Raw genomic sequence first — 24,678 nt, 5'->3', positions numbered from 1 at the left:
TGCCAAAACGCTTGCTTACGCTCGATGCTCAGCCGAAATCCCTTCGAAGGAGGATGGCGTACCCCATCCCACCGCCGGCGCAAAGGCTTGCCAGCCCGAGAGGTGTGTCCCTGCGCATCATCTCGTGAAGAAGCGTCACCACCAGCCGGGTCCCTGTGGCGCCCACCGGGTGCCCGAGGGAGATCCCGCTGCCATTGACGTTCACCTTTTCCCGGTCCAGCCCGAGGTCCCTTTCGCAGGCGATGTAATAGGAGGCGAAGGCCTCGTTGATCTCCACCAGATCGATGTCCGAAAGCCCCAGGCCGGCCGACTCCGCAACCTCGCGGATGGCCGGCACGGGCGCGATCCCGGTGAGCCGCGGCTCCGTCGCCTTGATGGACCAGGGGCCGACCTTTGCGAGGCGTTCGAGCCCGTATGCTTCGCAGGCATCTTTGGTAGCGATCACAACGGCCGAGGCCCCGTCGTTCAAGGCGCTGGCATTGCCGGCCGTCACGGTGCCCTGGGCTGAAAAGGCCGGCTGGAGCCTTGCCAGGTCTTCGATGCCGAGTTCGGCCCTCGGGTGCTCGTCCGCATCGACCGTCCTGGACCGCCTTCCGTCTTTGACCTCGATCGGGACGATCTCCCGCGCGAAATAGCCGTTCCCCCTGGCCGAGGCCGCCCTCTGGTGGGAGGACAAAGCCAGTTCGTCCTGTTCTTCCCGGCTGATGCGGTACCGCTCCGCCAGGAAGTCGGCCGCCGCCCCCATGCCGCCCATGACGGGATCCTCCTGCATGCCCCACCACAGGAGGTCCACCGCCCGTGCGTGCCTCAGGCGCTGCCCCCAACGGGTGCTCGGCAGGAGGTAGGGCGCATTGCTCATGGATTCCACTCCCCCCACCAGTGCGATCCGTGCTTCGCCCAGCATGAGTGCGGAAACCCCGCTGATCAGCGCCTGCATCGCACTGGCGCAGGCGCAATGAATCGAGAAGGCGGGTGTCTGCGGGGGGATGCCGCAGGTGACGGCTGCCCCGCGGGCGATATTGGGGGTGAGCGGTGAGAGGGTGTTTCCCAGGATGACCTTCTCAATGGCTTCCTTGGGGATTCCCGCACGGGCCACGGCGGCTTCGATCACGGGTGCAACCAGTTCAATGGCGGGGAGGGGCCTGAAACCTCCTCCGAAATCCCCGATGGCCGACCGGGCCGCTGAGACCAGGTAGATGTCTGTGTTCATCAATGAAAGCCTCCTAAATGGAAAACCAGCTCATCGAGAGGGTTTAGGGCGAAAGCGAACCCTATCCCATGGGTCTTTTGAGGACCTGCCTCGCGATGGTCAGCTTCTCGAGATCCTTGGCGCCCTCGTAGATCTCCACGATCTTTGCGTCCCTGTAGAACCGGGAAAGGCGCCTCGTCTTTTCCTCCGCGTAGACGCCCACGATCCCGAGGGCATCCCTGGCGACGCGCACTCCGGTCTCGCCGGCGAGGAGCTTGGCCATGGCGACCTCGGCCGGGTCGATGTCCCCTTGGTCGATCTTCCATCCGGCCGAATAATACGCCGACCGGGCCGCCAGAACCGATGCCAGCATCTCGGCAAGCCGGAATTGGGTCGTCTGCTTCCCGGCTTGAAGCGGATTCTCCCTCAGGTGCTCGATTGCAAGGTCGATGGCCCCTTGAGCCACCCCGACCCCCTGGCCGCAGGCGAATACACGGTTGATGTTGAACAGATGCATCACTTGGGCAAAGCCCTGGCCCAGGGCTTTGCCCAGAAGGTGCGATTCCGGGACGAAAAGGTCCCTGAAAACGAGCTCCGCCGTGTCCGAAGCCCGGATGCCGAGTTTGCCCTTCATCTTTTCACTGGAGATGCCTGCGGAGTCCTTTTCGGCAACGAAGAAGGAGAAGCGCCTGGACGTCTGCCCGGGATCGCTTACAGCCAGGATGAGGATAACATCAGCGAGGGTTCCGCCCGTGATGAACTGTTTGGTTCCATCTAGGCGCCATCCGCCCCTGGAGGGCAGGGCGGAGGTTGCGACGGAAAAGATGTCGCTCCCCGCGTTCGGTTCGGTGATGGCGCAGCAGCTGATCGCGCGGCCTTCGGCGAGGGTCGGCAGCCACCGGCGTTTCAGTTCTTCGCTGCCGTAGAACATCAGCAGCTCCGACCCGAAGACGCCAAGGAGAATGTTGCCGATACCTGGATCCACCCGCCAGAACTCTTCCATGATCAAGGTGTGCCCCAGGAAGCCGATCCCGAGACCGCCGAACTCCTTCGGGATGTAGGCCCCGAGCAGCCCGGCAGAGCCCGCAGCCTGGTGAATCGCCGCAGGAAAGGCCTCTTCCTTGTCGAGCCGGTATCCGTCCGTGAAACGCTCGCGTGCAAACTCCCTTGCCTTGACCATCAACCCCAGCTTTTCGGGATTCAGCCTCGGATCCATCCCCCGACCCCCAAAGCCCTGATTGTACGGGCGGCGCTCTCATCCACAACAAACGGCGAGGATTACCAAACTAAATGTTTAGTATGGATCTTGTCAAGAAAATTTTACGGTTCTCTGGTCGAGCAAAATATCTGAATTGAACGGGATGATGCTGAGCTTGATGCCTTTACTCTCTCTTGATGGTCAGCCCCATCATGGTTACATCGTCCGATGCGGGCTCGTCCTGGACGAACCGCCCGACCGCCTCCCGCACGCCTTTGATGAGCGATCGCACGTCCAAACCCTTCAGCCCGTTGACCGCCTCGATCATCCGGGCATCGGAGAAGAGTTCCCCCCTCTCGTTCATGGCCTCCGTGACGCCGTCGGTATAGAGGAACAGAAGATCGCCGGGCTCGAGGATCGTCCGGGAGGACCGGAAACTGTAATCCTCCATGCCGCCGAGCACCAGGTTGACCGGCGCATCCAGGGTGGTAAAGTCTCCGCTTTGGCGGGAGACGACCGGCGGGTTGTGGCCGGCGCTGACGAACTCCATCTCCCCGGTCCGGATGTCCAGCAGGCCGGTGAAGACCGTCACGAACATGTTCTCCACGTTTTCGGAGCAGAGCATGTTGTTGGTCTGGTGGAACACCTGTTCGAGGGAACCGCCCTGGACCATCTGGTTTCTGAGGATGGTCATGGTGATGACCATGAAGAGGGCCGCCGGGATTCCCTTGCCGGAAACATCCCCGATGCTGAAGTACAGCCGCTGGTCGTCCAGCAGGAAAAAGTCGTAGAAGTCGCCCCCGACCTCCCTGGCCGGCTCCATGACGGCGTACAGGTCGAGCCGTTGGACATCCGGGAAGGGCGGGAAGACGCGCGGCAGCATGCTGGCCTGGATCTTGTTCGCCACCCGCAGCTCCCCTTCCACGCGCTCCTTTTCCGCCGTGACCTGCTGCAGGTTCCGGATATAATCCTTCAGGTCGCCGGTCATTTTATTGAAGGCGCCGGACAGGGCCTCGATCTCGTCCCCGGTGCGGATATGCAAAACATGGTCGAGGTTCCCCGAGGCCACGACCTCGACCCCTTTCTTCAGATCGAGCACGGGTTTTGCGATCCGGCCGGAGATGAAAAAGACCATCAGCAGAACGGCCAGAAGAATTCCAACCATCAGCAGGATGATGTTACGCATGAGGCGGTAGGCCTTTCCCATCAGCTCCGTCTCGTAGAGAGAGACCCCGATCGCCCAGCCGGGGGTGTTCGGGATCGGGTTGAAGATCGTCACCACCTGCGACCCGTCGGGCCGCTGGAAGGCGCGCAGCCCTGACCGGCCTTCCGTCACCATCCGTCCGATCTCTTCCACCCCTTTGAACCCGCGTTCCGAGGCCCGGAGCAGGTTCAGGTGCATGCGCATCTTCGGATCCGGGTGCGCAATGACGAGCGCGTTGTGGTCCGCCACCCAGCCAAAGCCGTTCCCCCCGATGGTGATCGAGCCCGCGACCTCCGAAAGCGTGTTGAGGAGGACCGTCGCGCCGATCAGGCCGATCGGTTTCCCCTCATCGTCTTTCACAGCCGCGGCTACCACGAAGACGTACTCGCCCGAAGCGCGTGAGATGACCGGCTCGCTGATGAACTCGGCCCGGCCCTCCTCCACGATGGCCTTCACGTAAAGCCGGTCCGACACGTCCCCCATGGCGCCGGTAGTCGTGATGAAGCGCCCCTGGGCATCGGCGAAAAAGAGCATTTCATAGTCAGGGTTGATGCTTTTGGCCCGCCGCTGCAGATCCATGCCGATCTCTACGAAATCTCCCCTCCGGATCAGGTTGCGGCTCGCGAACGTCTTGACATCGTTCAGGTAGCCCTGCATGAGCCGGCTCAGCTCGGCCGATCGCGCGCCGAGCACCTCCTGGCTCAGTTCCCGCGTCAGAGCAATCACGGTGTCCTTGGTTTGCCAATAGGTCGTGGCTGCGAGCAGCGACAGCAGCAGGGTCAACGTCAGGCCGAACCACAGAAGCATCTTCGCTTTGATGGATTGCATCAATCGAACTCCATAGGAGAAACCTTCATTCGTGTCCATCCGGAAATATAGCTTTGAAAAGGAAGATGTTTCCAGACTATCCATTCCCGTCATCCGCCGCCGTTTTACTTCCACGGCTTCGGCCGGCCTGCCTGCCCGTCCCCGCCCCCATCGCGAACGCGCGAAAGGCCCGTTTCCTGCGCACCGGGCAAGCTTCGTTCAAAGGGCTTCAAAAAGAGAAAGCGTTTCGTAATGTGCCGTAAAAGCAACAGAAAACAATTTGCGGAGGGTGCTCTTCGACAACACTCTGCCATACCCAAGGCGATTTTGAAACGATTTTCAAACGAAGATTCTCGCTGGAAGGAGCCGCTTTGAACCCTATTGAAAAGCTTCGCTATCCGAATTATGATCATTTATGGTGATCAACCCGATTCGTGCAAGGGGAAACCATCCCCGGCCTCGCCCTTCCGAAGGGTGGCCGGAAAGGCCTTCTGTTTTATCCGAAGGAGGGGGTTTTGTGAGCAGAGGCTTTTTCAATGCGCTGCCGGCAGCGTGAGGATGAATCCGCTTTGCCTTTCAGCCTGCCCAACGTAAGGCTTTTCATCGCCTTCCGGATTTTTTTCAACGCCCGGTTCTACTACCCTGTATTCACCATCCTTTTCCTGGACTACGGTCTGACCCTCGAGCAATTCGCCATCCTCAACGCCGTCTGGGCTGCGACCATCGTGCTGGTGGAGGTGCCCTCCGGGGCCTTGGCCGACACTCTGGGCCGCCGCCGGCTGCTGCTGCTTTCCGGGTTCTTGATGGTGCTGGAGATGGTCTTGATGGCCTTTGCGCCGCGGGGCCCTTCAGGGTGGCTCTTTCCGTTCTTTCTGGTCAACCGCGTCCTGAGCGGTACGGCCGAGGCTTCGGCCAGTGGTGCCGACGAAGCCCTCGCTTACGACTCCCTCAAAGCGGCGGGTCTCGCCCGGGAGTGGGGCCGGGTGCTCGAGCATCAGATCCGTTGGCAGGCGGGGGCCTTCATGGCGGCCTCGCTGGTGGGGGCGGCGGTTTACGACCCGGCTCTGATGCAGCGGGTTGCGGCCTTTGTGGGGTTCAACCAACCCATGGAGCAGACGGTTACGATGCGTTTCCCTGTCTACCTGACCCTTGCGATGGCCGTTGCGGCTCTAGCGACAGCCTGGCGCATGAGCGAACCGGACTGTGCCGGCCCTCAGGCCGCGGACGGAATAAAAGGCTGCGGGCGGCCCGTGGCGGACGCCATCAGGCTGACCTTCCGGGCCGGGGTCTGGATTGTGAAGACCCCCTTCGCCCTGGTGGTGATACTGGGCGGTTTGCTCTTCGACCATGTCATCCGGATGATTCTGACCCTCAACAGCCAGTATTACCGTCTCATCGAACTGCCCGAGGCCGGTTTCGGCCTGATCGGGGCGGCTATGGCGGCGGTGGGCCTGTTTGCGCCTCGTGCGGCGGCGGGCCTGGCGCTGCGGTGCTCCCCGCGGTGCATCTTCGCGCTTCTGGCTGGAGCGACCATCCTCGGGCTGGCGGGCATGACCCTCTTCGTGCCGGTCTACGGTGTGGCCCCCATGCTGCTGCTGATTGGGGTCATGTACGTCTTCAACTTCTTTCTGAGCCACTACCTCAACCGCATCACTGCATCGGAGCAGCGGGCCACGGTCCTCAGTTTCAAGGGGCTGTCGTTCAACCTGGCCTACGGGATGCTCGGTCTTGTCTACTCGGCCGGCCTGGCCGCGGCGCGCCGTTTTGGCACCGGTGAAGACGCCCTGTTCCCCCATTCCATAGGTTGGTTCCCCTGGTATTTCCTGGTGGCGATGACCGCCTTCCTGCTCCTTAGCAGCCGGCGTCTTCGGGGGGTTGACATCCACAAACTCCCGGGTTGATGGGCCGATTTTGCACAAACCATTCTTTTCCGGCCGGTCTTAAAAAGCAATCGTTCTCAGGATGGGGCTGCGGGTTCATCGCGGACTGAGCAGACCATATCGAAAACCGGGCAGCCCTGAAGCCTGGCTTTGCTTCCCGGCCGAGCTCCGTTGGGTGGATGGGCGCCGACACAGGCACACCCAGCGCCGCCGGTCTGGTTCGATGGGGTGCAGGGGTGCGCCGGGCGGCCCTCGTCAAAAGGGGAGTGCGGCCATGGATTGTAGCGTCCAGAGAAGAGGGCCGGAAGGGATGTGGGCCGCTTTGGGATTGACGGACAGGGCGAGGCGCTATAGCCTTTCGCCTGATCGAACAGGACGGGAGGATGCGAACGGGTCGTGAAACCGACTGGAGAACAGCAGGCCATCGTGGATTCAACGGGGAGGGTTCTTCTGATCAATGCCCGGGCGGGGACGGGAAAGACCACCACGCTTCAGATGATCGCCTCTGCGCATCCTGATCTGAGGATCCTTTACCTCGTCTACAACCGGAAGGCCAGAGAAGAGGCGCAGGGGAGGTTCCCGGGGAATGTGGAGATCAGGACGGTCCATTCCTTGGCCTTTTCGGCTAATGTCGGCCGATGGAAAGACCAGGTGGGGACCTTCACGGTGGCCGATGTGCTCCCTGCGTTTCGGGGAGGGAGAAACGCCCAGCAGCTCGCCGCAGTGGGATATGACTTCACGGAGTTTTTTTTGAACTCGCCGTTTCCAAAGGTCGAAGCAGCGATGGAGGCCTTTCGAGAGGGGCACCTGGGCCATGTCACCGGGGAGGTGAGAGAGGCCGTCGAAGGGGCTCAGGACCTCATCGTTCAGGCCAGCAGGGAGATTCTGGGCCAATGGTACCGGCAGGAAAAGCCCTGCCCGCATGACTTCTATTTGAAGCTTTTTCACAGGGAAGGGGGCTTTTACAGGAGCCTCGACCGCTATGACATGGTCCTGGTGGACGAGGGGCAGGATCTGTCACCGGTCATGCTCGACGCCCTGGCGCACTGCCGCAGACGGGTCGTCATCGTCGGGGATTCGCACCAGCAGATCTACAGCTTTCGATACGCCATCGATGCCATGAAGCGGCTGCCTTTCGACGCGGAGCGGGATCTCACCCTGAGCTTCCGCTTCGGGCAGGAGATTGCGCACCTCGCCTCGGTGTTTATCCGGGAGGCGAAAGGAGAGGCGGGTTTCAGGATAGAGGGGAACCCCGAAAAGGCGTCGAGGGTGCGCTTCTACACCGGCCTCCCGCGTCCGACGGCCGGGGAGCGGTGCGCCATCCTGAGCCGGACCAATCTGGCCCTCTTTGAAAAGGCCCTGGACCTGCGATCCCGGCGGATCTCATTTTCCCTGGAGGGGAGCGTCGGCGCCGTGCTGGGGCGGATCCTCGATGTCTACCAACTCTCGGAGGAAGAGCACGACAAGATCCGCGATCCGTTCATCCGGTCTTTCGAGGGCCTCGATGCCCTCGAAACCTATGCCAGGGATCTGGATGATTTCCAACTGGCCGGCATGGCTAAGCTGGTTAGGGAAAAGAGCCGCATTTTGCCGGATGCCCTCTATGACATGATGAGGATCTCCAAAAGGTCAGGGGAGGGCGGCGAGGGTCCGGGAATCATGCTTTCGACGGTCCACGGGGCGAAGGGGCGGGAATTTCACAGGGTGGCCATCGACGCCGACCTTTCCGTTTCGTTGTCAAGAAACGGCGGGCCTCCGGTCAAGCCATCCGGCGACGAAGCCAACGTCGCTTACGTGGGCTTCACCCGGGCGATCCGGGAGTTGAGTCTCCCTGAGGATTTCAAGAACGTCCTCACCCCTGAATGGCAGACGGCCGTGAAGCGTTATGAAGAGCCTCAAAGACCCGAGGCCGTCATCGCTTCTCAGGGTGGAGGCGCGGTAAAAGGATTCCGGCCGTTTTCAAAGCCTGGATTGCGCCTATCGACGAACGGGGCCCCTCAGCCGAAGGCGCCGCGGAAAAAATCCTTTCAGGTGGGCGACGCCGTTCGGACCATCCACGGCGAAGGAACCGTCGTCGAGGTGGATGGGGATGCCTATCTCGTTCGCCTGGAGGATCGGGGGGTACGGCTCTGGGAAAAGGCATGGGCGCTCAAGAAAGGGTGAAGGCGGCATACCGGTAGAGATCTTGGGGCCTACCTCGTTTCCATCCGGAAATGGTCTTTTTGGCCAATCTCGGCGTCAATCTGCACGTTTGCTTGTGCGGCGACCTGCAGGTCGCTTCCGCGCAAACGCTTGATTTCCCTGATATTTGCCAATCTAGGACCCGCCGCGAAGCGGTGGGACTGAGCACGCGCAGCGTGTAAAGAAAAATCCTCACTTCCGGATTGGAAACTAGGTTCTACCGGGAAATCATTTCCGGTTGGAAATTACCTCGTTTGAATCTTCAAAAAATGGTCCCGTCCATCGGGTCCACCTCGAGAGCGGGGGGGATCCCGCCGGCCGTGTTCGGCAGATGGGTTGACAAGAAACCCGTTCTATGCAAAAATATTTGTGCTCATGTGTTCTGAGCTGTGATCTCTCGTGATCGCAGACATCCTCGGATGCTTGTTCTTCGATTTATCCGGCGAAGATCTCTTCTTCGCGGTTTTTCTGTCTGTCCTGCCGATTTCGTTGAAGCGTTTCCATAAGGGTCTTTTCGACCGATCCGGGTATCGACCTGTGCGTTGACCCGATGACCTGCGGGCTGTCCCTCCGCAAACCGATCACTGAATCAGCACAGCGGGAATCCCTTGGTCCCGGCAATGAATGGGTCCGGCAGCCCAAAGGGACTTCCGAGGCCCGTCCGGCAGGAGAATCCGAAGGGACGCACAGGCAGGGCCTTTCAGGGAGTTCCCCCTACGCCCTGTCGATGTACTCCGCCGCCCAGGATGAGACGATGGTGCGACCGCTGGTGACATCGACCGTTCTGGGCGTGGCAGGGGTGCCCGTGTTGACCGTCTATCATCCGGGAGACCGCTGCCGGATACGGGGAAAAGGTCCTGTTATTCATGAAGAATGATGATCAAGAGACCGGCTTGTTTCGGGGTGCGGCGCGCCCGGCGGCCTTCGGGGCAAGGATGCTTTTTGGGGAAACCGGCCTGGAAGAGAGCATGCAACGACTGACCGGACAGGGGAGTGAGCATGGAGTTCGAGTGTATCTTGTACGAGAAGCGCGGCAGGACGGCGACCATCACCTTGAACCGCCCACGGGTTCTCAATGCGATGAACCGGCAGCTCTGGCTGGATGTACAGGAGGCGCTTCGGGATGCGGAGAGCGACGACCGCGTCAAGGTCCTCGTCATCACCGGCAGCGGCCGGGCCTTTTCGACCGGGGCGGATCTCAAGGAGTCGAAGGACCGCAGCCTCGAGGAGTACCGCGCCTATCTGGAGGAACTTCAGGAGGCCTCTCGCAAAATCATCCGCTTCGCAAAGCCCACCATCGCAGCTGTCAACGGCTATGCGTTGGGGTCGGGGTACGAACTGGCGCTCGCCTGCGACATCCGCATAGCGGCGGAGGATGCCCAGATCGGCTCTCCGGAGGCACGGGTGACCTCCTCGGTGACCGGAGGCGCGATGCGCCTCATCCAGGATCTGATCGGCCCGGGGCGGGCGAAGGAACTGCTCTTTACGGCCCGCAACATCGACGGCCGGGAGGCCGAGCGGATCGGCCTCGTCAACCGGGCCGTACCGGCGGAGCAGTTGATGGAGGCTGCCTACGCGATGGCGGAGGCGATCGCTGAGAACTCCTCGTTCTCCATGCGGATGATCAAGCGGGGCCTTCACATGGCCTCCGAGGTGAGCCTCGAGGCGCTGATGGACTACGAGATCGAGGCTTGTCTGGCCTGCGTGTCCACCAAGGAGCGGCAGGAGTCGCTCGTCCGGTTCGAGGGCCGCAAACGGCCGCAATGAGACGGCCTTTTCGAGCGGCGTGGGCGCGCCCGCCCAGGGGAGAAAAGGAAAAGCATAGGCGAAAGTGAGCGAAGGGATGCGCGGGTTGCAGCCGGAGCGCCCCTGGAGATTTCAGATGCGAAGGAGGGTTGATGCCACTGAAGAGGATATTGAATGCACAGTCGGTTGCCGTTGTAGGGGCTTCGAAGAGTGAAACGAAGCGCGGCTTTCAGGCCGTGCGGACCCTGATCGACGAGAAGTATGAAGGAAAGATCTTTCCGGTCAACCCGAAGGAGAAAAGCGTCCTGGGTTTCCGGTGCTACGAAAAGGTCTCGGACATCGAGGAACCGGTCGACCTGGCGCTCATCACCACACCGGCCGGGACGATCCCGGCGGTCCTGGATGACTGTGGAAAGAAGGGTGTTTCGGGGGCCGTCATCATCGCCGGCGGGTTCCGCGAGTCCGGCGCGGAGGGCCGGAGGCTCGAGGAGGAGGTGGTCGAGGCCGCGAACCGGAACAACGTGCGTATCATCGGCCCCAACACCTCCGGCATGATGAACCTGAAGACCGGTATGAACCTGGTCGGGCTGCCGGATGCGCCCAAGGGCGACATCGCGCTCGTCTCGCAGAGCGGAAACATGGCCCTTACGCTTATGACCGAGGCCCGCCTCAAGAGCCACAAAGGATTTTCCTACTATGTAGGCGTGGGAAACGAATCCGACATCCGTTTCCATGAATATCTGAGTTTCTTCAAGGAGGAGCCCGACACCCGGGCCGTCCTGATGTATGTCGAAGGGATGCGCGACGGCCGGCGTTTCCTCCAGGAGGCCTACAAGACCACGCTCCACAAGCCCATCATCCTCCTGAAGAGCGGGCGGTCCAAGACCGGCCGGCGGTCGGCCGGCTCCCACACCGGTGCGCTCGCGGGCATCTCCGAGGTGGCCCGCAGCGCGTTCAAGCGGGCCGGGATCATTGTCGTCGAAAAATCCGATGCGCTCTTCCCGATTGCCGAGACCCTCTCGAGCCTCCCCTCCATTCGGAACAACCGGGTGGCGATCCTGGCCGACGGCGGCGGCCACGCCACCATCGCGGCCGATATCCTGACGGACCTCGGCGTGGAGATCCCGGAAATGGAGCACAAGACCCAGGAGCGCCTGAAGAAGATCCTGCCCTTCACCGCCTCGGTGAGGAACCCGGTCGACGTGGCCGGGGGAACCGATGCGGACCCGTCCATCTTTGCAGAGTGCGCCCGGATCATCCTGAAGGACCCCCATGTGGGCGGGCTGCTCCTGGTCGGCCTCTTCGGCGGCTACGGGATCCGGTTCGCCGAAAGCCTCAAGTGGAAGGAGGAGGACTCTGCGCACCAGATGGGAAAGCTCGTCCGCAAGCGGGATAAACCGATCGTCGTCCACAGCCTCTACAGCTCCGCCAGGCCGCATTCCCTGGATCTTTTGCGGTACTACAACATCTCGGTCTACGACTCCCTCGACACGGCCTGCGAATGCATCGGGGCCCTGGCGGAGCGGGGGCGCTACCTGAGGGAGTACCACGCCAAGGTCAACTTCGTCTTCAACTGGGGCGCCAAGGCGCGGCCGGAAGGGCGGGCCATCATCGAGACGGTCCGAAAGGAAGGCAGGAATTTCCTGCTCGAGCCGGAGGCCAAGCGGCTCTTTCAGATCCACGGGGCGCCGGTCAGCGAGGACCGGCTGGCCCGGACGGCCGGCGAGGCGGCGGCCGTGGCGGCGGATTGCGGAGGCGAAGCGGCCCTCAAGATCGTTTCCCCGGACATCCTCCACAAGACGGACGCGGGCGGCGTGCGCCTGAACGTCATCGGGGAAGGCGCGGTGCGGCAGGCCTTCGAGGAGATCGTCGGCAATGCCCGAAGATACCGGCCCGACGCGGATATCCGCGGCGTGATGGTCTCGCCGATGGCGCCGCCTGGCCTCGAGCTGATCATCGGGACCAAGATCGACGACCAGTTCGGCCCGGTGATCATGTTCGGCCTCGGCGGGGTGATGGTGGAGGTCCTCCGGGACGTGGCCTTCCGCGTCCTGCCCATCTCGCCGCGCTCGGCCCGCAAGATGATGGAGGATGTGCGCTCGATCGCCATCCTGAACGGCGTCCGCGGAAACCCCCCGTACGACAAGGCCGCCATTGCGCGGGTGCTGCTGCAGTGTTCGGAAATGATCGAATCCTATCCCGAGATCGCCGAAATGGACCTGAACCCCGTGATCGCCTATGAGAAGGGTGTGCGCATCGTGGATGCCCGGGTGATTCTGAAGGAGGGTCAGGTGGAGGGTGGCTGATGGGTGGCCGCCCAAAGGTCATGAAAAGTGATGCCGCCCCGCGCTCGGCCGTTTGAAAACGGTTGTTTCCGGCGAAGGCCGGTCGAGCGCTGAGGGTCTTCAATTGGCAGCAGGAGGGGCTCTGCTGCCCGGCCTGCATCAGTTGAAGAGGGGGCGGCTTCCCTTCTACGGGTAGGGCGCTCCAGCCCCGGAGGTCACCAAGCCGTTTACCGAGAGAGGACAGACGATGGAACGAGAGAAGATCAGATCACGGCTGCTCAAGATATTGGATCTGGCGCCTCCGATCAAGGAGATCCTGTTGTCGGAGGCCCACCTCGACGATAAACGCCAAAGCATCCGGCATTTTCTGGAGGACATGCTGCGCAGAACGCTCGAGGACGATCCCGCGGTGCCCCCGCTCGAGTGCATCCAGGTCCGTGACGCAATCCGGGTCTTCGAGAGCGTCCTGTCCAGGCGCAGCGAACGCCTGGCGGGATACAGCCTTCTCGGGTACCTGAATGACCTGCTCCATCGGTCCGACTACCACGGCCTCGAGCGGCCCTCATCCGGTTTCCTGGCCGAGATGGAGCACCTCATGCGCGGGGTGATGGGCAAGACCGGCATCTATCAGGAAAAGATGCCGGCGTTTCCGAAGTATGAAGGACGCCGGGCGGCGAAGCTCCGCTCGGCGGACCTCTCGCGCATGATGCGTGCGGCCGACCGCTTCATGGCGCGCTATGCCTGCGGCCTCGATGAGGACGTGATCCGGCGCCGCAGCCGCAACAAGGTCCGGATCCTCGAGTATTTCAAGGCGACGGAGCTCGAATGGGACGACTGGCGCTGGCAGACGAAACACATCATCCGTAACGCCGACACCCTCGCGGCCATGGTCGAGCTGACCGAGGACGAGTACCGGGCGGTCAAGCTGGCGCGGGAAAATCGGATCCCCTTCGGCATCACGCCGTACTACCTGTCCCTTTTCGATCGGAAGCCCGGCGAGGGGCGGGACACTGCCGTTCGGGCCCAGGTCCTACCGAGCATGCACTATGTCACAAAGATGATGGCCCTGCGCGAACGCTCGGAGCACTCGATGGATTTCATGCTCGAGCGCGACACCTCTCCGATCGAGGGCATCACGCGGCGCTACCCCTCCATCGTGATTCTGAAGCCGATCCTGACCTGTCCCCAGATCTGCGTCTACTGCCAGCGGAACTGGGAGATCGAAGACGTCTATTCGGCGAATGCCGCGCTCGGGCAGGAGAAGCTTGACCGGGCCCTGAACTGGATCGGAGAGACCCCGGAGATACACGAGGTGCTTGTAACCGGCGGGGACCCGCTGCTGCTTTCCGACGACCGGATCGAAAACCTCCTCTACCGCCTCTCGAAGATTCCCCATGTGGAGAGGATCCGGATCGGCACCCGCACGCCGGTCACGCTGCCGCAGCGGATCACGGACACGCTGGTGCGGGACATCAACCACTTTCATCACCCCGGCAAGCGGGAGGTGATCATCATCACCCACTTCGAGCACCCCTACGAGATCACGCCCCAGGCCCTCGAGGCGGTGCAGAAGTTCAGGCGCTACGGCATGGAGGTGTACAACCAGCTGGTCTACACCTTCTACAACTCGCGGAAGTTCGAGGCCGCCTTCCTGCGCCACAAGCTGCGCCTCATCGGGGTCACGCCCTACTACACCTTCAACACCAAAGGGAAGGAAGAGACGGACGAATACCGGGTGCCCATCAGCCGTCTGCTGCAGGAGCAGCACGAGGAGGCGCGGCTCCTGCCCGGGACCGTGCGGACCGACGAGATCGTCTTCAATGTGCCGCGACTCGGGAAGAATTACCTGCGCGCGAGGCAGCACCACGACGTCATCTCGATCTTGCCCGACGGATGCCGCGTCTTCGAATTCCACCCCTGGGAGAAGAAGCTGGAACTGGTCGACACCTACGTCTACACGGACGTGTCGGTCTACGACTATGTGAAGCGCCTCAGGAGCGTGGGAGAGGACCCCGCGGACTATCAGACGATCTGGTACTATTATTGAGCTGCTATTTCCCGGCGGCTTCGCGGGCTGCGCGGATCAGATCGGTCCGCAGGTCGTGGAGCCGCATCTCGATGCCGGCCGGGTATTCATGGGGATTCAGGAGCCTCCGGATGGCCGGGTGCAGGCGTTCGAGCTGGTCCAGGCACCGCTGCCGGGCCTCGCGGGAAGATGGAACGTCGTAGATCAGGCGGCCTCCGTTGAAGATCGGAATGAGCAGATCCTCGTGGGGGGTTCCGGCCGTGACACGGATAAGGCGGGTGGGATTCAGCGGGTCCACGATCGTGCAGGGCTCTTCTACGCCCAGCTGGACATCGTAGATGGCATCCGCCTTGAAATCGCTGTTGCGCCGGTACCGGCGCACCTGCAGGACCCCGGGGGTCGTGACCTTGATCAGTTGCTCGGATAGCTTGACCTTGTAATCCCAGCGGCCGTCCTTGTTTCGCACCGCCGTGAGCTTGTAGACTCCGCCGAGGGCGGGATCGTCGTAGGCGGTGGCCAAACGTGTCCCGACCCCCCAACTGCTGATGGGGGCGTCCTGCACCTTGATGCTGTGGATGACATGTTCGTCGAGGTCGCTGCTTCCGACGATGCTCTTGTCTCCGAATCCCGCCTCCTCGAGGATCTTCTGGGCCTCGGTGCTGAGGTAGGCCAGATCCCCCGAATCGATCCGGATCCCCACCATCTCGTGTCCGGCCTCCCGCAACTCCTTCGCCGCCGCGACGGCGTGCCGGACCCCCTGGAGCGTATCGTAGGTGTCCACCAGGAAGATGCAGTTGTTGGGCATGGCTTTGGCATAGTCCCGGAAGGCCTGCAGTTCGTCATCGAACACCATCACCCAGCTGTGGGCGTGCGTGCCCTTGACCGGGATGTCGTAGAGCTTCCCGGCCAGGACGTTGGACGTCCCGGAGCAGCCCCCCACGAAAGCGGCGCGGCTGGCGGAGACCCCGCCGTCGATCCCCTGGGCGCGCCGGAGTCCGAACTCCATGACGGGGTCGCCTTCGGCGGCCAGGCAGATGCGCGCCGCCTTGGTGGCGACCAGGGTCTGGAAGTTGATCATGTTCAGCAGGGCCGATTCGAGGATCTGGCACTGCAGCAAAGGGCCGGTGACGCGCACCAGGGGTTCCTGCGGAAAGACGACGGTCCCCTCGGGCAGGGCGTCCAGGTTGAAGGTGAGGGTGAGGCCCTTGAGGTATTGCAGGAAGGCGTTATCGAAGATGGGGCGGCCGTCGTTGCCGGGGATGGTGCCGAGGTAGGCGATGTCTTCGTCGTCGAAGCGGAAGTTTTGCAGGTAGTCGATGACCTGGCTGAGGCCGCATGCCACCGCGTAGCCGCCTTTGAAAGGGTTTTGCCGAAAGGTCAGGTGAAAGGCCACCTCCTTGTCCGCCATCCCGAGTTTCCAGTAGCCGTAGGCCATCGTGAGTTCGTAGAGATCGGTCAGCAGGGTGAGGGAGTGGCGGTAGAGTTTGTTCAGGATCTCCATGGGCTGCATCTCCTCGTTGGACGGGATCCATCGGCGCATGCACGGTTTGCCTTCGCCGAAAGGACCGGGGCTGCAGGGGGGCGTTTGAACGAACGGTGAGGACGGCGCCTTCTGAGACATCACAGCGCACATATTCCCTTGGAAAACGCACTATAAGCATGTTTGCCCTTTTTGATCAACGGGATTTTTGGTTTTTCGTGAGGGGATCGTGAGAAGCCGGTGTGCTTTCGAGGTTCAGGGGGAGGCGCCGAGGCAGGCGCGCTTCGCGGGCCGGAAGGATTGTCCGAGGTGTCTGGATATGTCGTGAAGAATGGACAGGGGGCTGCGCCTCAGGTTTTCTGAGGCCTGGTCGGTGAGGCCCTGTTCAGGCGCGCATCCGGCGGAGCTCTTCTTACGGGTGGATCTCTTCGTGAGTGGGACTCGGCCGGTTTTTGCCCTTGACTTACAGTCATATTTACAGTAATATGCTGTTCCATAGCCATCCAATACCACCATAAAGGGGCGCAGGATGAAGTTGACGGATAAACAGAAGGCCTTCCTGGACTATCTGGTCCGGTACCGGTCGGAGTGGGGGCAGGCGCCGAGCTTCGATGAAATCTGCTGGCACTTCGGGTTCCGTTCTTACAATGCGGTCACGACCTATCTCGATATCCTGGAGCGGAAGGGGTATATCCGACGTCCGCGGGAGAAGAACCGCAAGCGGGCCGTCGAGGTGCTCCAGCCGCTGGAAGCCCGGCGGTTCGAGTTCCCGCTCCTCGGGAAGGTCGCCGCCGGCAAGCCGATCGAAGCGGTGGAGGACCGCCGGGCGATCGAGGTGCCGCCCTCCATGGCGGCTTCGGGAGACCATTTCGTTCTGCAGGTCACGGGGGATTCCATGATCGAAGACGGCATCCTGGACGGGGATTTCGTTGTGGTCAGGAAGCAGGCCGTGGCCGAAAACGGCGATACGGTCGTGGCCCTCATCGACAACGAGGCGACAGTGAAGCGCTACTACCGCTGGCCGGATCACGTCGAACTCCGGCCGGCCCACACCGGCATGGCTCCCATCCGGGTGGCAGAGGGGGACCTGCGCATCGACGGCAAGGTGGTCGGGGTGATCCGCTATTACAGGTAGGGCTCCGCATCGCCGTTTTCGGCTCGAAAATTGGGCGTGTTTTGCTGCGACTGCTGCAAGCCAGCGAAGCCGCCGAGAGGACCAGCGCCTATTTCCTGGAAAGAATCCATCCGGAAATGATTTCCCGGTAGAACCCAGTTTTCATCCGGAAATGAGGATTTTTCTTTACACGCTGCGCGTGCTCAGTCCCACCGCTTCGCGGCGGGTCCCGGTTTGGCCAATATCAAAAAAATCAAGCGTTTGCGCGGAGGCGACCTCCAGGTCGCTCCAGGTCGCCGCACAAGCAAACGTGCAGATTGACGCCGAGATTGGCCAAAAAGGCCATTTCCGGATGGAAACTGGAACATTGAACGTGTTTGTGCGGTGACTGCCGCAAGGGCGGGTGCGTGCCATGGAGCGCCAGATCATCCATCTTCATATTCCGGCCTTTGCCGTTGCGGTGGAGGAGGTCTGCCGGCCCGGGCTGAAGGGGCGGCCGGTAGCGGTGGCGGTGCCCCGCTCGGACCGGGCCCCGCTGCTCTGCGTGTCGCAGGAGGCCCGGAGGCAGGGGGTCTTCAAGGGCATGCCCTTCATGGCGGCCCGCAAACGGTGCCCGGACCTGCTGCGCCTGCCTCCCAACCCCGATCTGGTCGACCGCGCGTGGCGGGCCCTGACGGGGATCACCGGCCGGTACACCCCGCTTTGGGAGCCGTTCAAGCCCGGGCATGTCTACCTGGATATGACGGGCACCGGGCGGCTCTGGGGGCGGGCCAGGGACGCCGGGCAGCGGCTCGAGCGGGAGGTCCGGACGCGGATCCGGCTGGCGGGCAGTGTGGGCCTGGCAGGGAACAAGATGGTCTCGAGCATCGCCTCGCGGGTGCAGGGACGCCCGGGCGTGCTGGACGTTCATCACGGGCGGGAGGCCGCGTTCATGGCCCCCCTGCCGGTGGATATGGTCCCCGGCATCGGGCCTGTCCGGCGGAAGATCCTCCTCGAAGAACTGCACATCCGGCTGGCGGGCGAACTGGCCTCCCTGGACGACGGAGCGCTCCGGCTGATCTTCGGCGGCCGGGCCCACGTCATGCGGCAGCGGGTCCTCGGGGTCGATCCGACGCCCGTCCGTCCCGAGGCTGCCCGTCCGGTGGTGTCCGCCGGCGTGAGCCTGCCCGGGGACGAAAACGACGACGACCGGCTCCTGGGGGTGCTCGCCCGGCTGGTGGAGGTGTGTGCCGCCCGGCTGCGGGAAAAGGCCCTCCGGCCCCGCCGGGCGGGTCTGATGATCCGCTACGGGGACCTGGAAGAGGTCTACCGTCAGATGAAGCTCCCCGTTCACAGCTGGTGGGAGTTCGAATTGAACCCCTGGATGGCGCAGCTTTTCATGAAGGCCGCATCCCGCCGGGTCGGGATACGGGCCGTGGGGGTCTGGTTTCGGGACTTCGCCCCGGAAAGCGGCCAGCTCAGCCTATTCCCGGAGGTTGCGCCGCAGAAGGAAAAGGCGTGCGAGCTCGTCCGGGCGCTCGACCGGATCCGGGGGCGCTACGGTGCGGATGCGGTTCGGCGCGCGCGTCTGCCCCTGGAGGGCGACCTGGGGGGTGTGAGGGAGGGGGCATGAGCCATGAAGGATTTCGTCCATCTGCATGTCCACTCCCATTTTTCGAAGGGCTGGGGGATCGGCACGGTCGAACGGCTCTGCAGCGCCGCGGCGGCCCTGGGCATGCGGCGGCTGGCCCTGACCGACACCAATGGTCTCTACGGCCTGGTCCCCTTCCTCCAGGCGGCGCGGGAGCAAGGGATCACGCCCATCGCCGGGAGCGAACTCGTGCACGGGGGGCGCCGGGCGGTGCTGCTGGTCAAGGACGAGGCGGGCTACGCCAACCTTTCCGCAATGATCTCGGCTCGTCACTGCGACCCGGATTTCGACCTCATCCAGGTCCTGCGGGAAAGGCGCCGCGGCCTGACGGTCCTCTCGGACGACATCCGCCTCCTGAAGGCGCTGCGGAGGGACAGCCGGGACGATTTGTTCGTCGAGATGTCGCCCGGGTACGGGATGGCCCGGGCCTATGCCTTCGCCCGCGGGAGCGGCCTGCCGCCCGTGGCGACGAGCCGGGTCTTTCTCGTGGAGCGCGGGGATTTCCCCCTGCACCGCATCCTCCGGGCCATCGCCGAAAACAGCACCCTCTCGCGCCTGACGCCGGCGGCCGTTTGCAAGGAGGCGGATTTTCTCCAGCCCCCGTCGGCCATGATCGATCAGTTCCCACATGCCCCGGCGGCCGTCGCCAATACCCTGCGCGTTGCGGACGGCTGTCTGACGGCGTGGGAGTTCAACCGGATCATCTTTCCCCGCTTTGCGGGGATGGGCGACCGGGAGGCCTTCGACCGCCTCTACCAGACGGCCCTGGAGGGGTGCCGGCGGCGCTGCGGTCCGCTCACCGAGACCGTTCGCAGGCGTCTCGACCACGAGATGGAGATCATCCGCGCCAAGAACTTTGCCCATTATTTCCTGGTGGTGGCGGAAATGACCCGCAAGGTCCGCTACTCCTGCGGGCGCGGCAGCGCTGCGGCCTCCCTCGTGGCCTATGCCCTGGGGATTACGCACGTGGATCCCGTGCGGCACAACCTCCTCTTCGAGCGGTTTCTGAACCCGGGGCGTCTGGATCCGCCCGACATCGACGTGGATTTCGCCTGGGACGAGCGGGAGCAGGTGATGGACGAGGCCTTTGCGCGTTACGGCCACCGCCGGGCGGCCATGGTGGCCAACCAGAACACCTTCGGGGCGCGGGCGGCGGTGCGCGAGGTGGCCAAGGTGTTCGGCCTGACGGAGGGCGAGATCGCCCGCGTGACCGGCAGGATCGGCTACGGGTGGCGGCTCGGCAAGATGGGGGCGGAACTCCGGACGCACCCCCGGATGCGCGGCTTCGATTTCAAGGAGCCGTGGGGGGAGATCCTGGACGCCGCTGTCAAATTGGAAGGGCATTTCAACCACCTGTCCACCCATTGCGGCGGGATGGTGGTGGTGCCGGACGACATCCGCCGCTACTGTCCGGTGGAGATATCGGCCAAGGGGGTGCCGGTCCTCCAGTGGGAAAAGGACGCGGTGGAGGATGCAGGGCTGGTGAAGATCGACATCCTCGGCAACCGGAGCCTGGCGGTGATCCGGGACGCCCTCGCCATGGCGTCGGAGAACCACCCGGGCCGGGTGCCGGCCTATGACGAACTCGACCCGCTCGACGACCCCGCGGCCGTCCGTATCTTCCATCGGGCCGACACCTTCGGGGTCTTCTACTTCGAGAGCCCGGCGACCCGGCGGGTCCTGACCCAGGTCAGCCGGGGGGTCGATTTCGAGGCGTACCGGCGGATGGACCATTTCCATCTGAACGTGGTGGTCACCTCCATCATCCGACCGGCCTCCAACCAGAGCATCCACACCTGGGTGGAGCGCCTGCACGGCGCGCCGTGGGAGCCGGCCCATCCACTGCTGCGCCCCGTTCTGGAGGAGACGCTCGGGGTGATGGTCTTCCAGGAGCAGCTGAGCCTGGCGGCGATCCACCTGGCCGGGTTCGAGGCCGGGGAGGCGGACACCCTCCGCAAGGTCGTGAGCAAGAAGCACCGCGAGAAAAAGCTCAAGGACTTCTACGCGCGGTTCTGCGCCGGCGCCGCACGGCGGGGCGTGGGGCGGGAGACCGTCGAGGAGGTCTGGCGCATGATGATGGGCTTCGACGGCTACAGCTTCTGCAAGCCCCACTCGGCGAGCTACACGCTCGTGGCCTACAAGTCGGCTTGGCTGCGGGCCCGTTACCCGGCCGAGTTCATGGCCGCGGTGATCTCGAACGGCGGGGGCTACTACAACACCTTCGGGTACCTCTCCGAGGCGCGGCGCATGGGGCTGCGGGTCTTGCCGCCGGACATCGACGCGAGCGCGTCGGCCTACACCGGCGGCGGGCGGGATGTGCGGGTGGGGCTGATGCAGCTGAAGGCCCTTTCCGCGGAGTGCGCCGCGGCCGTCCTGGAGGAGCGGGGCAAGAACGGGCCTTTCCGGTCCTTCGAGTCCTTCCTGGGGCGCATGCGGGGGCGGATCACGCTCCAGGACGCGCGCATCCTGATCAAGGCGGGCTGCTTCGACCGCCTGGAGGGGGAGGCCGCCCGCCCGGCCCTCGTCTGGCAGGCCTTGGGCTTTTTCGCCCGCGATCGAAGCCGGAGGTGCCCGGGCCTCTTCGACCGTCCCGACCCGGCTCCGATGCGCCCGTCGGGCCGCGGGGAGCCGCTTTGCCGCGCCGACCGGCTGCGGCAGGAGGCCGAGACCCTCGGTTTTTACCTCTCGGTCCATCCCATCGCGTGCTACCGGGATGCCCTCGTGCGGCTGCGGCCGGTCTGGGCCCGGGACCTGCGGCGTTGCGTGGGATGTGAGGTCACGGCCGTCGGGTGGTGGGTGACGGGCAAGACCGTGCACACGCGGGGCGGGGAGGCCATGAAGTTCGTGAGTTTCGAGGACCCCACCGGGATCTACGAGGCGGTCTTTTTCCCGCGGGTCTACGACCGGTATTGCCACCTGCTGGAGGCGGCGCGGCCCTATGTCCTCAAGGGCCGGGTGGAGGACGACGGCGGGGCATTGAGCCTGAACGTGCGCTGGATCGGCTTCCTGGACGCGCAAACGGGGCGCGGACGCCCGCACGAGAAGGGGGCGGCGCAAAGATCGGCCGGTACGTCCTGAGGCCCGCCGGCGGATTTTTCCTGGAAAAACATCCAATAATGGCTATCATGGGATTTCGACACCGGTCCGGGCGGCCAGCCGCCTGGCGGGTCCGGTGGACAAACACAGATACTCCGACGGGAGGAAACGATCCCATGTCCCATTTCGTTCTGTTCGCACTGATGTTCGCCGGCGGCATGGCCGTGGCGCTCCAGCCCTCCATCAACGCCCGCCTCGCCCAGAAGGTGGGGTTCCTCGAGAGTTCTTGCATATCCTTCGCCGTCGGAACCCTGGCCCTCCTGGCCGTGGTGCTCGTGACGGGGCGCGGGAGCCTGAAGGGGATTTACGACGCCGTGTGGTGGGAGTTGACGGGCGGGTTTCTGGGGGCTATGTTCGTGACCCTGACGATCGTCGCTGTTCCCCGAATCGGGACGGCCGCCGCCATGGGGGCGACGATCGCGGCGCAGTTGACCACGGGGCTGATCCTGGACCACTACGGTTGGTTCGGGTTCAAAGGGATCCCCTTCGACCTCCGGCGCATGGCGGGGGTGCTGCTCCTCATGCTGGGCGCCCTGCTGCTCTTCAAGCGGTAGGCGGACGTCCTTCCCGTTGCGGCGCGGAGCGGAATCAGGTCTTCGAACCGCCTGTCATGCGCCTTTCCACCCGGTGTCTTCCATATAGCGATCCATATCGAAGCGGACCCATTTGAAGCGTTTCTGCACCGCTTCGGGGACCTGTCCGCCGATGCGCGCCATGAAGAGGTTCTCGGGCCGGAGCAGGACGTTGGGTTCGTTGGTCTGAAAGGTCCTGAAACCGAAGGCTGAGAACAGCCCGATCAGCATCTCGCGATAACGGATGGCGGTGAGCCCCGTGCCTTCGAGGTCCCAGGTCCAGGAGTACCCGACCATATAAAAGATGCGGTTTTCCTTCAGGGGGTGATCGACGAGGGCGCGCAGCATCTCCCGCGCGATGCCGGCGGAGCGCCAGGCGGCGCCGACCTCGATCACGGCGACCTCCATCATGATCCGCTCGCCGACCCGGGTCCAGCGCTCCTCCTTCGAGGGATATTCCAGCAGGGCCACACCCACGATGCCGCCTGCTTCCGTGCAGGCGAGCGTGACGTTCTGCTCCTCGTTCGAGGCGGCTGCAAGCAGGGCCTCCTTGTCCGAGAGGAGCGGTTTGTAGGCGGTGTACCGTTTGAGCGAGGGGTCGAAATCCAAGGGCCCGATCATCTCGGGCGGGCAGAACGATTGGATGTCGACGGGGCCTCTAGGGGTCTGCAGGCGGGTGACCTGTGGCGGGAAGCGGCTCATCGGCTCAAAAATCGCCCCAGGTCGGATAGAGCGTTCTCGTCATCACCACCGTGACGTAGCACATCCCGTCCGGGCACCTGAAGCCGTCCTCGACGACACACCGTTCGACGAAGGCGCACTGGCCGAGCGCCTCGATCACGTCGTTTTCGAGCCCCATCACGAGGTCCGCGCGGAGGGTCTCGATGTCGAACTCCATGGCCCGGCGAATCAGGTCCAGGGTCATCCATGTGCACAGGCCGAGCTTTCGAAACGTGGGCAGGACCGCGAGTTGCAGGGTGCTTGTGTGGCGGCGGCCGCCGTAGCCGGGGCGTAAAATGGTGCCGAATCCCACCACTTCGTCTTCACAAAGGGCTAGAATGCCGAATGTGCGACCCTCCAGATGCCGATCGATCCAGCCTTCCACGACGCCCCGTTCGCAGGGATTTTCACCGAAACACCAGCGCTCGATGAGCGGCAGCCTTTGAAAAAGCCCGAGCAGCCCTTCGGCGTCCGCCTTGCCGGGAGGGCGGATGAGCACTTCCCGCCCGTCCGGCAGGAGAATCTCCTTGGGGTATTTTTGGTCGATCGATGCGCGGGGTCCGCTCGACGCTGTCATGGCCGCGGCGTCCTTTCAGTCGTCCGCCGCTGCGGCCCCGGAGCGTACGAGGAGGTAGCGGTCGGGCTGGAGGCGGGCGAAGAGGGCCGCCCCGGGGCAGGGCGCCACCTGTTTGACGGGGTAGGCACCCCCGAGGATCTGGTAGATCTCGAGGCAGCAGGAGCACAGGTGGGCCGTGCGGTCGATGGAATAGGGAACGATCCGCCCTGCTTCCTCGACGAAGCAGCGCGGATGGATGAAGTTGGCGTGATTGGCTGTGTGGGTGAGGAAGAGCGCGTTGAAGTGGGGTTCCTCCGAGCCCATGCGGTGCGCCCAGCGGAGATAGATCGCTTCCTCGCGCGGCAGGACGTTGAGCCAGGCCGGGGGCATCCGCGCCTTCAGCATGGGGTCTTCGAGAAGGGCGCGCTTGTCCTCCTTGTCGGCCAAGCGGGGCGGAGCGAAGTCCGATTCGGTGATGACCGAAGCGAGACGGTCTTCATAGCCGGGCAGGGCTGCGGCGCTCACGACCGCGTGAAGACCGTCCTTGTCGGAAGTGTGGTACCACGCGCCGGCGCGTTTGCAGGTGTCATCCCAGACCTCGGGCGCGACGGTGCTGATTCGATTGAAGGAGTCGAACGGGGTGCAGACGACGCCTTTGGCGGCCTTCACCTTGATGCCTTGGGCGGTGAGGTCCTCCCTCAAGCGGGCTGTATCCTCCGGCGTAAGCCAGTAAATGAACTTTCTGTAGGGGCCGGTGCGTTTGCCTTTGAGATCCGGCGTAGCAGGCTGCATGTCTTCCTCGTGATCCTCCGGAAATGGTGATTCAGCACCCTGAACTTTTTGTCCGGGCATGAAAAACCCCTGCCGATATCTAAGAAGTCGGCGTCTCAAGCGGCGGACTGTCCATCCCCGCCTCTGTCTACATGCCCGAGAGGCTCTCGAATGGATCATGCCACAGCAGAGTCCGAATGGCAACCCTGCAGGGAAGGCTTTT

At 63.5% G+C, this 24,678-nt stretch carries 16 protein-coding genes; 9 read left to right on the top strand and 7 right to left on the bottom strand.

The genetic code is table 11. The features are described 5' to 3' along the window. Nucleotides 1-28: 28 nt before the first annotated feature. From H567_RS0114735 to H567_RS0114725, 3 genes are all read right to left on the bottom strand, one after another. Nucleotides 29-1,210 (bottom strand): thiolase family protein, encoded by a 1,182-nt coding sequence (locus tag H567_RS0114735; protein WP_028321990.1) that lies wholly within the window; start codon nt 1,208-1,210, stop codon nt 29-31. A gap of 61 nt (nt 1,211-1,271) precedes the next feature. Next, a complete protein-coding gene (locus H567_RS0114730; RefSeq protein ID WP_028321989.1) occupies nt 1,272-2,405 on the bottom strand; it encodes an acyl-CoA dehydrogenase family protein in 1,134 nt (377 codons plus the stop codon). A 166-nt stretch (nt 2,406-2,571) separates the two neighbouring features. Further along, nucleotides 2,572-4,419, bottom strand: coding sequence for a SpoIIE family protein phosphatase (locus H567_RS0114725; protein ID WP_161626630.1), 1,848 nt, complete (start codon nt 4,417-4,419; stop codon nt 2,572-2,574). A 548-nt stretch (nt 4,420-4,967) separates the two neighbouring features. Here H567_RS0114725 and H567_RS0114720 point away from each other — a divergent pair. From H567_RS0114720 to H567_RS0114690, 5 genes are all read left to right on the top strand, one after another. Further along, nucleotides 4,968-6,299, top strand: coding sequence for an MFS transporter (locus H567_RS0114720; protein WP_028321987.1), 1,332 nt, complete (start codon nt 4,968-4,970; stop codon nt 6,297-6,299). A gap of 375 nt (nt 6,300-6,674) precedes the next feature. Then, nucleotides 6,675-8,441 (top strand): UvrD-helicase domain-containing protein, encoded by a 1,767-nt coding sequence (locus tag H567_RS0114715; protein WP_028321986.1) that lies wholly within the window; start codon nt 6,675-6,677, stop codon nt 8,439-8,441. A gap of 1,017 nt (nt 8,442-9,458) precedes the next feature. Beyond that, a complete protein-coding gene (locus tag H567_RS0114700; RefSeq protein WP_028321984.1) occupies nt 9,459-10,226 on the top strand; it encodes an enoyl-CoA hydratase/isomerase family protein in 768 nt (255 codons plus the stop codon). 131 nt (nt 10,227-10,357) lie between these two features. Further along, a complete protein-coding gene (locus H567_RS0114695; RefSeq protein ID WP_028321983.1) occupies nt 10,358-12,511 on the top strand; it encodes an acetate--CoA ligase family protein in 2,154 nt (717 codons plus the stop codon). A 226-nt stretch (nt 12,512-12,737) separates the two neighbouring features. Continuing rightward, nucleotides 12,738-14,537 (top strand): KamA family radical SAM protein, encoded by a 1,800-nt coding sequence (locus H567_RS0114690; protein WP_028321982.1) that lies wholly within the window; start codon nt 12,738-12,740, stop codon nt 14,535-14,537. A 4-nt stretch (nt 14,538-14,541) separates the two neighbouring features. Here the strand turns inward: H567_RS0114690 and H567_RS0114685 are convergent, their stop codons facing one another. Next, complete coding sequence (locus tag H567_RS0114685; RefSeq protein WP_028321981.1) at nt 14,542-16,017, bottom strand: nicotinate phosphoribosyltransferase; 1,476 nt, start codon at nt 16,015-16,017, stop codon at nt 14,542-14,544. A gap of 508 nt (nt 16,018-16,525) precedes the next feature. Between H567_RS0114685 and lexA the strand changes: the two genes are divergently transcribed. From lexA to H567_RS0114655, 4 genes are all read left to right on the top strand, one after another. Continuing rightward, the gene (gene lexA, locus H567_RS0114680) at nt 16,526-17,131 is read left to right on the top strand and encodes a transcriptional repressor LexA (RefSeq protein ID WP_035254586.1); all 606 of its coding nucleotides are present in this window, start codon (nt 16,526-16,528) and stop codon (nt 17,129-17,131) included. Between the two features lie 391 nt (nt 17,132-17,522). After that, the gene (locus tag H567_RS25140; protein ID WP_051184926.1) at nt 17,523-18,722 is read left to right on the top strand and encodes a DNA polymerase Y family protein; all 1,200 of its coding nucleotides are present in this window, start codon (nt 17,523-17,525) and stop codon (nt 18,720-18,722) included. A gap of 3 nt (nt 18,723-18,725) precedes the next feature. Next, complete coding sequence (locus H567_RS25135) at nt 18,726-21,818, top strand: DNA polymerase III subunit alpha (RefSeq protein WP_051184922.1); 3,093 nt, start codon at nt 18,726-18,728, stop codon at nt 21,816-21,818. Between the two features lie 134 nt (nt 21,819-21,952). After that, entirely contained in the window at nt 21,953-22,390 is a 438-nt protein-coding gene (locus H567_RS0114655; RefSeq protein ID WP_028321978.1) for a DMT family transporter, read from the top strand. Between the two features lie 54 nt (nt 22,391-22,444). Here H567_RS0114655 and H567_RS0114650 read toward each other — a convergent pair whose 3' ends face one another. The 3 genes from H567_RS0114650 to H567_RS0114640 are packed head-to-tail and all read right to left on the bottom strand — an operon-like array spanning nt 22,445 to nt 24,476. Further along, entirely contained in the window at nt 22,445-23,110 is a 666-nt protein-coding gene (locus H567_RS0114650) for a hypothetical protein (RefSeq protein WP_028321977.1), read from the bottom strand. Nucleotides 23,111-23,114: 4 nt separating this feature from the next. Next, nucleotides 23,115-23,705, bottom strand: a complete 591-nt coding sequence (locus tag H567_RS0114645; protein WP_028321976.1) for a GNAT family N-acetyltransferase — start codon at nt 23,703-23,705, stop codon at nt 23,115-23,117. 15 nt (nt 23,706-23,720) lie between these two features. Beyond that, a complete protein-coding gene (locus H567_RS0114640; RefSeq protein ID WP_028321975.1) occupies nt 23,721-24,476 on the bottom strand; it encodes a hypothetical protein in 756 nt (251 codons plus the stop codon). Nucleotides 24,477-24,678: the final 202 nt, after the last annotated feature.

It is taken from the genome of Desulfatiglans anilini DSM 4660, assembly GCF_000422285.1.
In the GTDB taxonomy this organism is placed as follows: domain Bacteria; phylum Desulfobacterota; class DSM-4660; order Desulfatiglandales; family Desulfatiglandaceae; genus Desulfatiglans; species Desulfatiglans anilini.
Note: the sequence above shows the minus strand (reverse complement) of the source record. Positions and strands in the feature narration are given on the sequence as shown.

Bases quoted from the DNA above. Each gene is read 5' to 3' on its own strand.
- H567_RS0114735 (WP_028321990.1), bottom strand. From the start codon at position 1,210: ATGAACACAGACATCTACCTGGTCTCAGCGGCCCGGTCGGCCATCGGG.
- H567_RS0114730 (WP_028321989.1), bottom strand. From the start codon at position 2,405: ATGGATCCGAGGCTGAATCCCGAAAAGCTGGGGTTGATGGTCAAGGCA.
- H567_RS0114725 (WP_161626630.1), bottom strand. From the start codon at position 4,419: ATGCAATCCATCAAAGCGAAGATGCTTCTGTGGTTCGGCCTGACGTTG.
- H567_RS0114700 (WP_028321984.1), top strand. From the start codon at position 9,459: ATGGAGTTCGAGTGTATCTTGTACGAGAAGCGCGGCAGGACGGCGACC.
- H567_RS0114695 (WP_028321983.1), top strand. From the start codon at position 10,358: ATGCCACTGAAGAGGATATTGAATGCACAGTCGGTTGCCGTTGTAGGG.
- H567_RS0114690 (WP_028321982.1), top strand. From the start codon at position 12,738: ATGGAACGAGAGAAGATCAGATCACGGCTGCTCAAGATATTGGATCTG.
- H567_RS0114685 (WP_028321981.1), bottom strand. From the start codon at position 16,017: ATGGAGATCCTGAACAAACTCTACCGCCACTCCCTCACCCTGCTGACC.
- lexA (WP_035254586.1), top strand. From the start codon at position 16,526: ATGAAGTTGACGGATAAACAGAAGGCCTTCCTGGACTATCTGGTCCGG.
- H567_RS25140 (WP_051184926.1), top strand. From the start codon at position 17,523: ATGGAGCGCCAGATCATCCATCTTCATATTCCGGCCTTTGCCGTTGCG.
- H567_RS25135 (WP_051184922.1), top strand. From the start codon at position 18,726: ATGAAGGATTTCGTCCATCTGCATGTCCACTCCCATTTTTCGAAGGGC.
- H567_RS0114655 (WP_028321978.1), top strand. From the start codon at position 21,953: ATGTCCCATTTCGTTCTGTTCGCACTGATGTTCGCCGGCGGCATGGCC.
- H567_RS0114650 (WP_028321977.1), bottom strand. From the start codon at position 23,110: ATGAGCCGCTTCCCGCCACAGGTCACCCGCCTGCAGACCCCTAGAGGC.
- H567_RS0114645 (WP_028321976.1), bottom strand. From the start codon at position 23,705: ATGACAGCGTCGAGCGGACCCCGCGCATCGATCGACCAAAAATACCCC.
- H567_RS0114640 (WP_028321975.1), bottom strand. From the start codon at position 24,476: ATGCAGCCTGCTACGCCGGATCTCAAAGGCAAACGCACCGGCCCCTAC.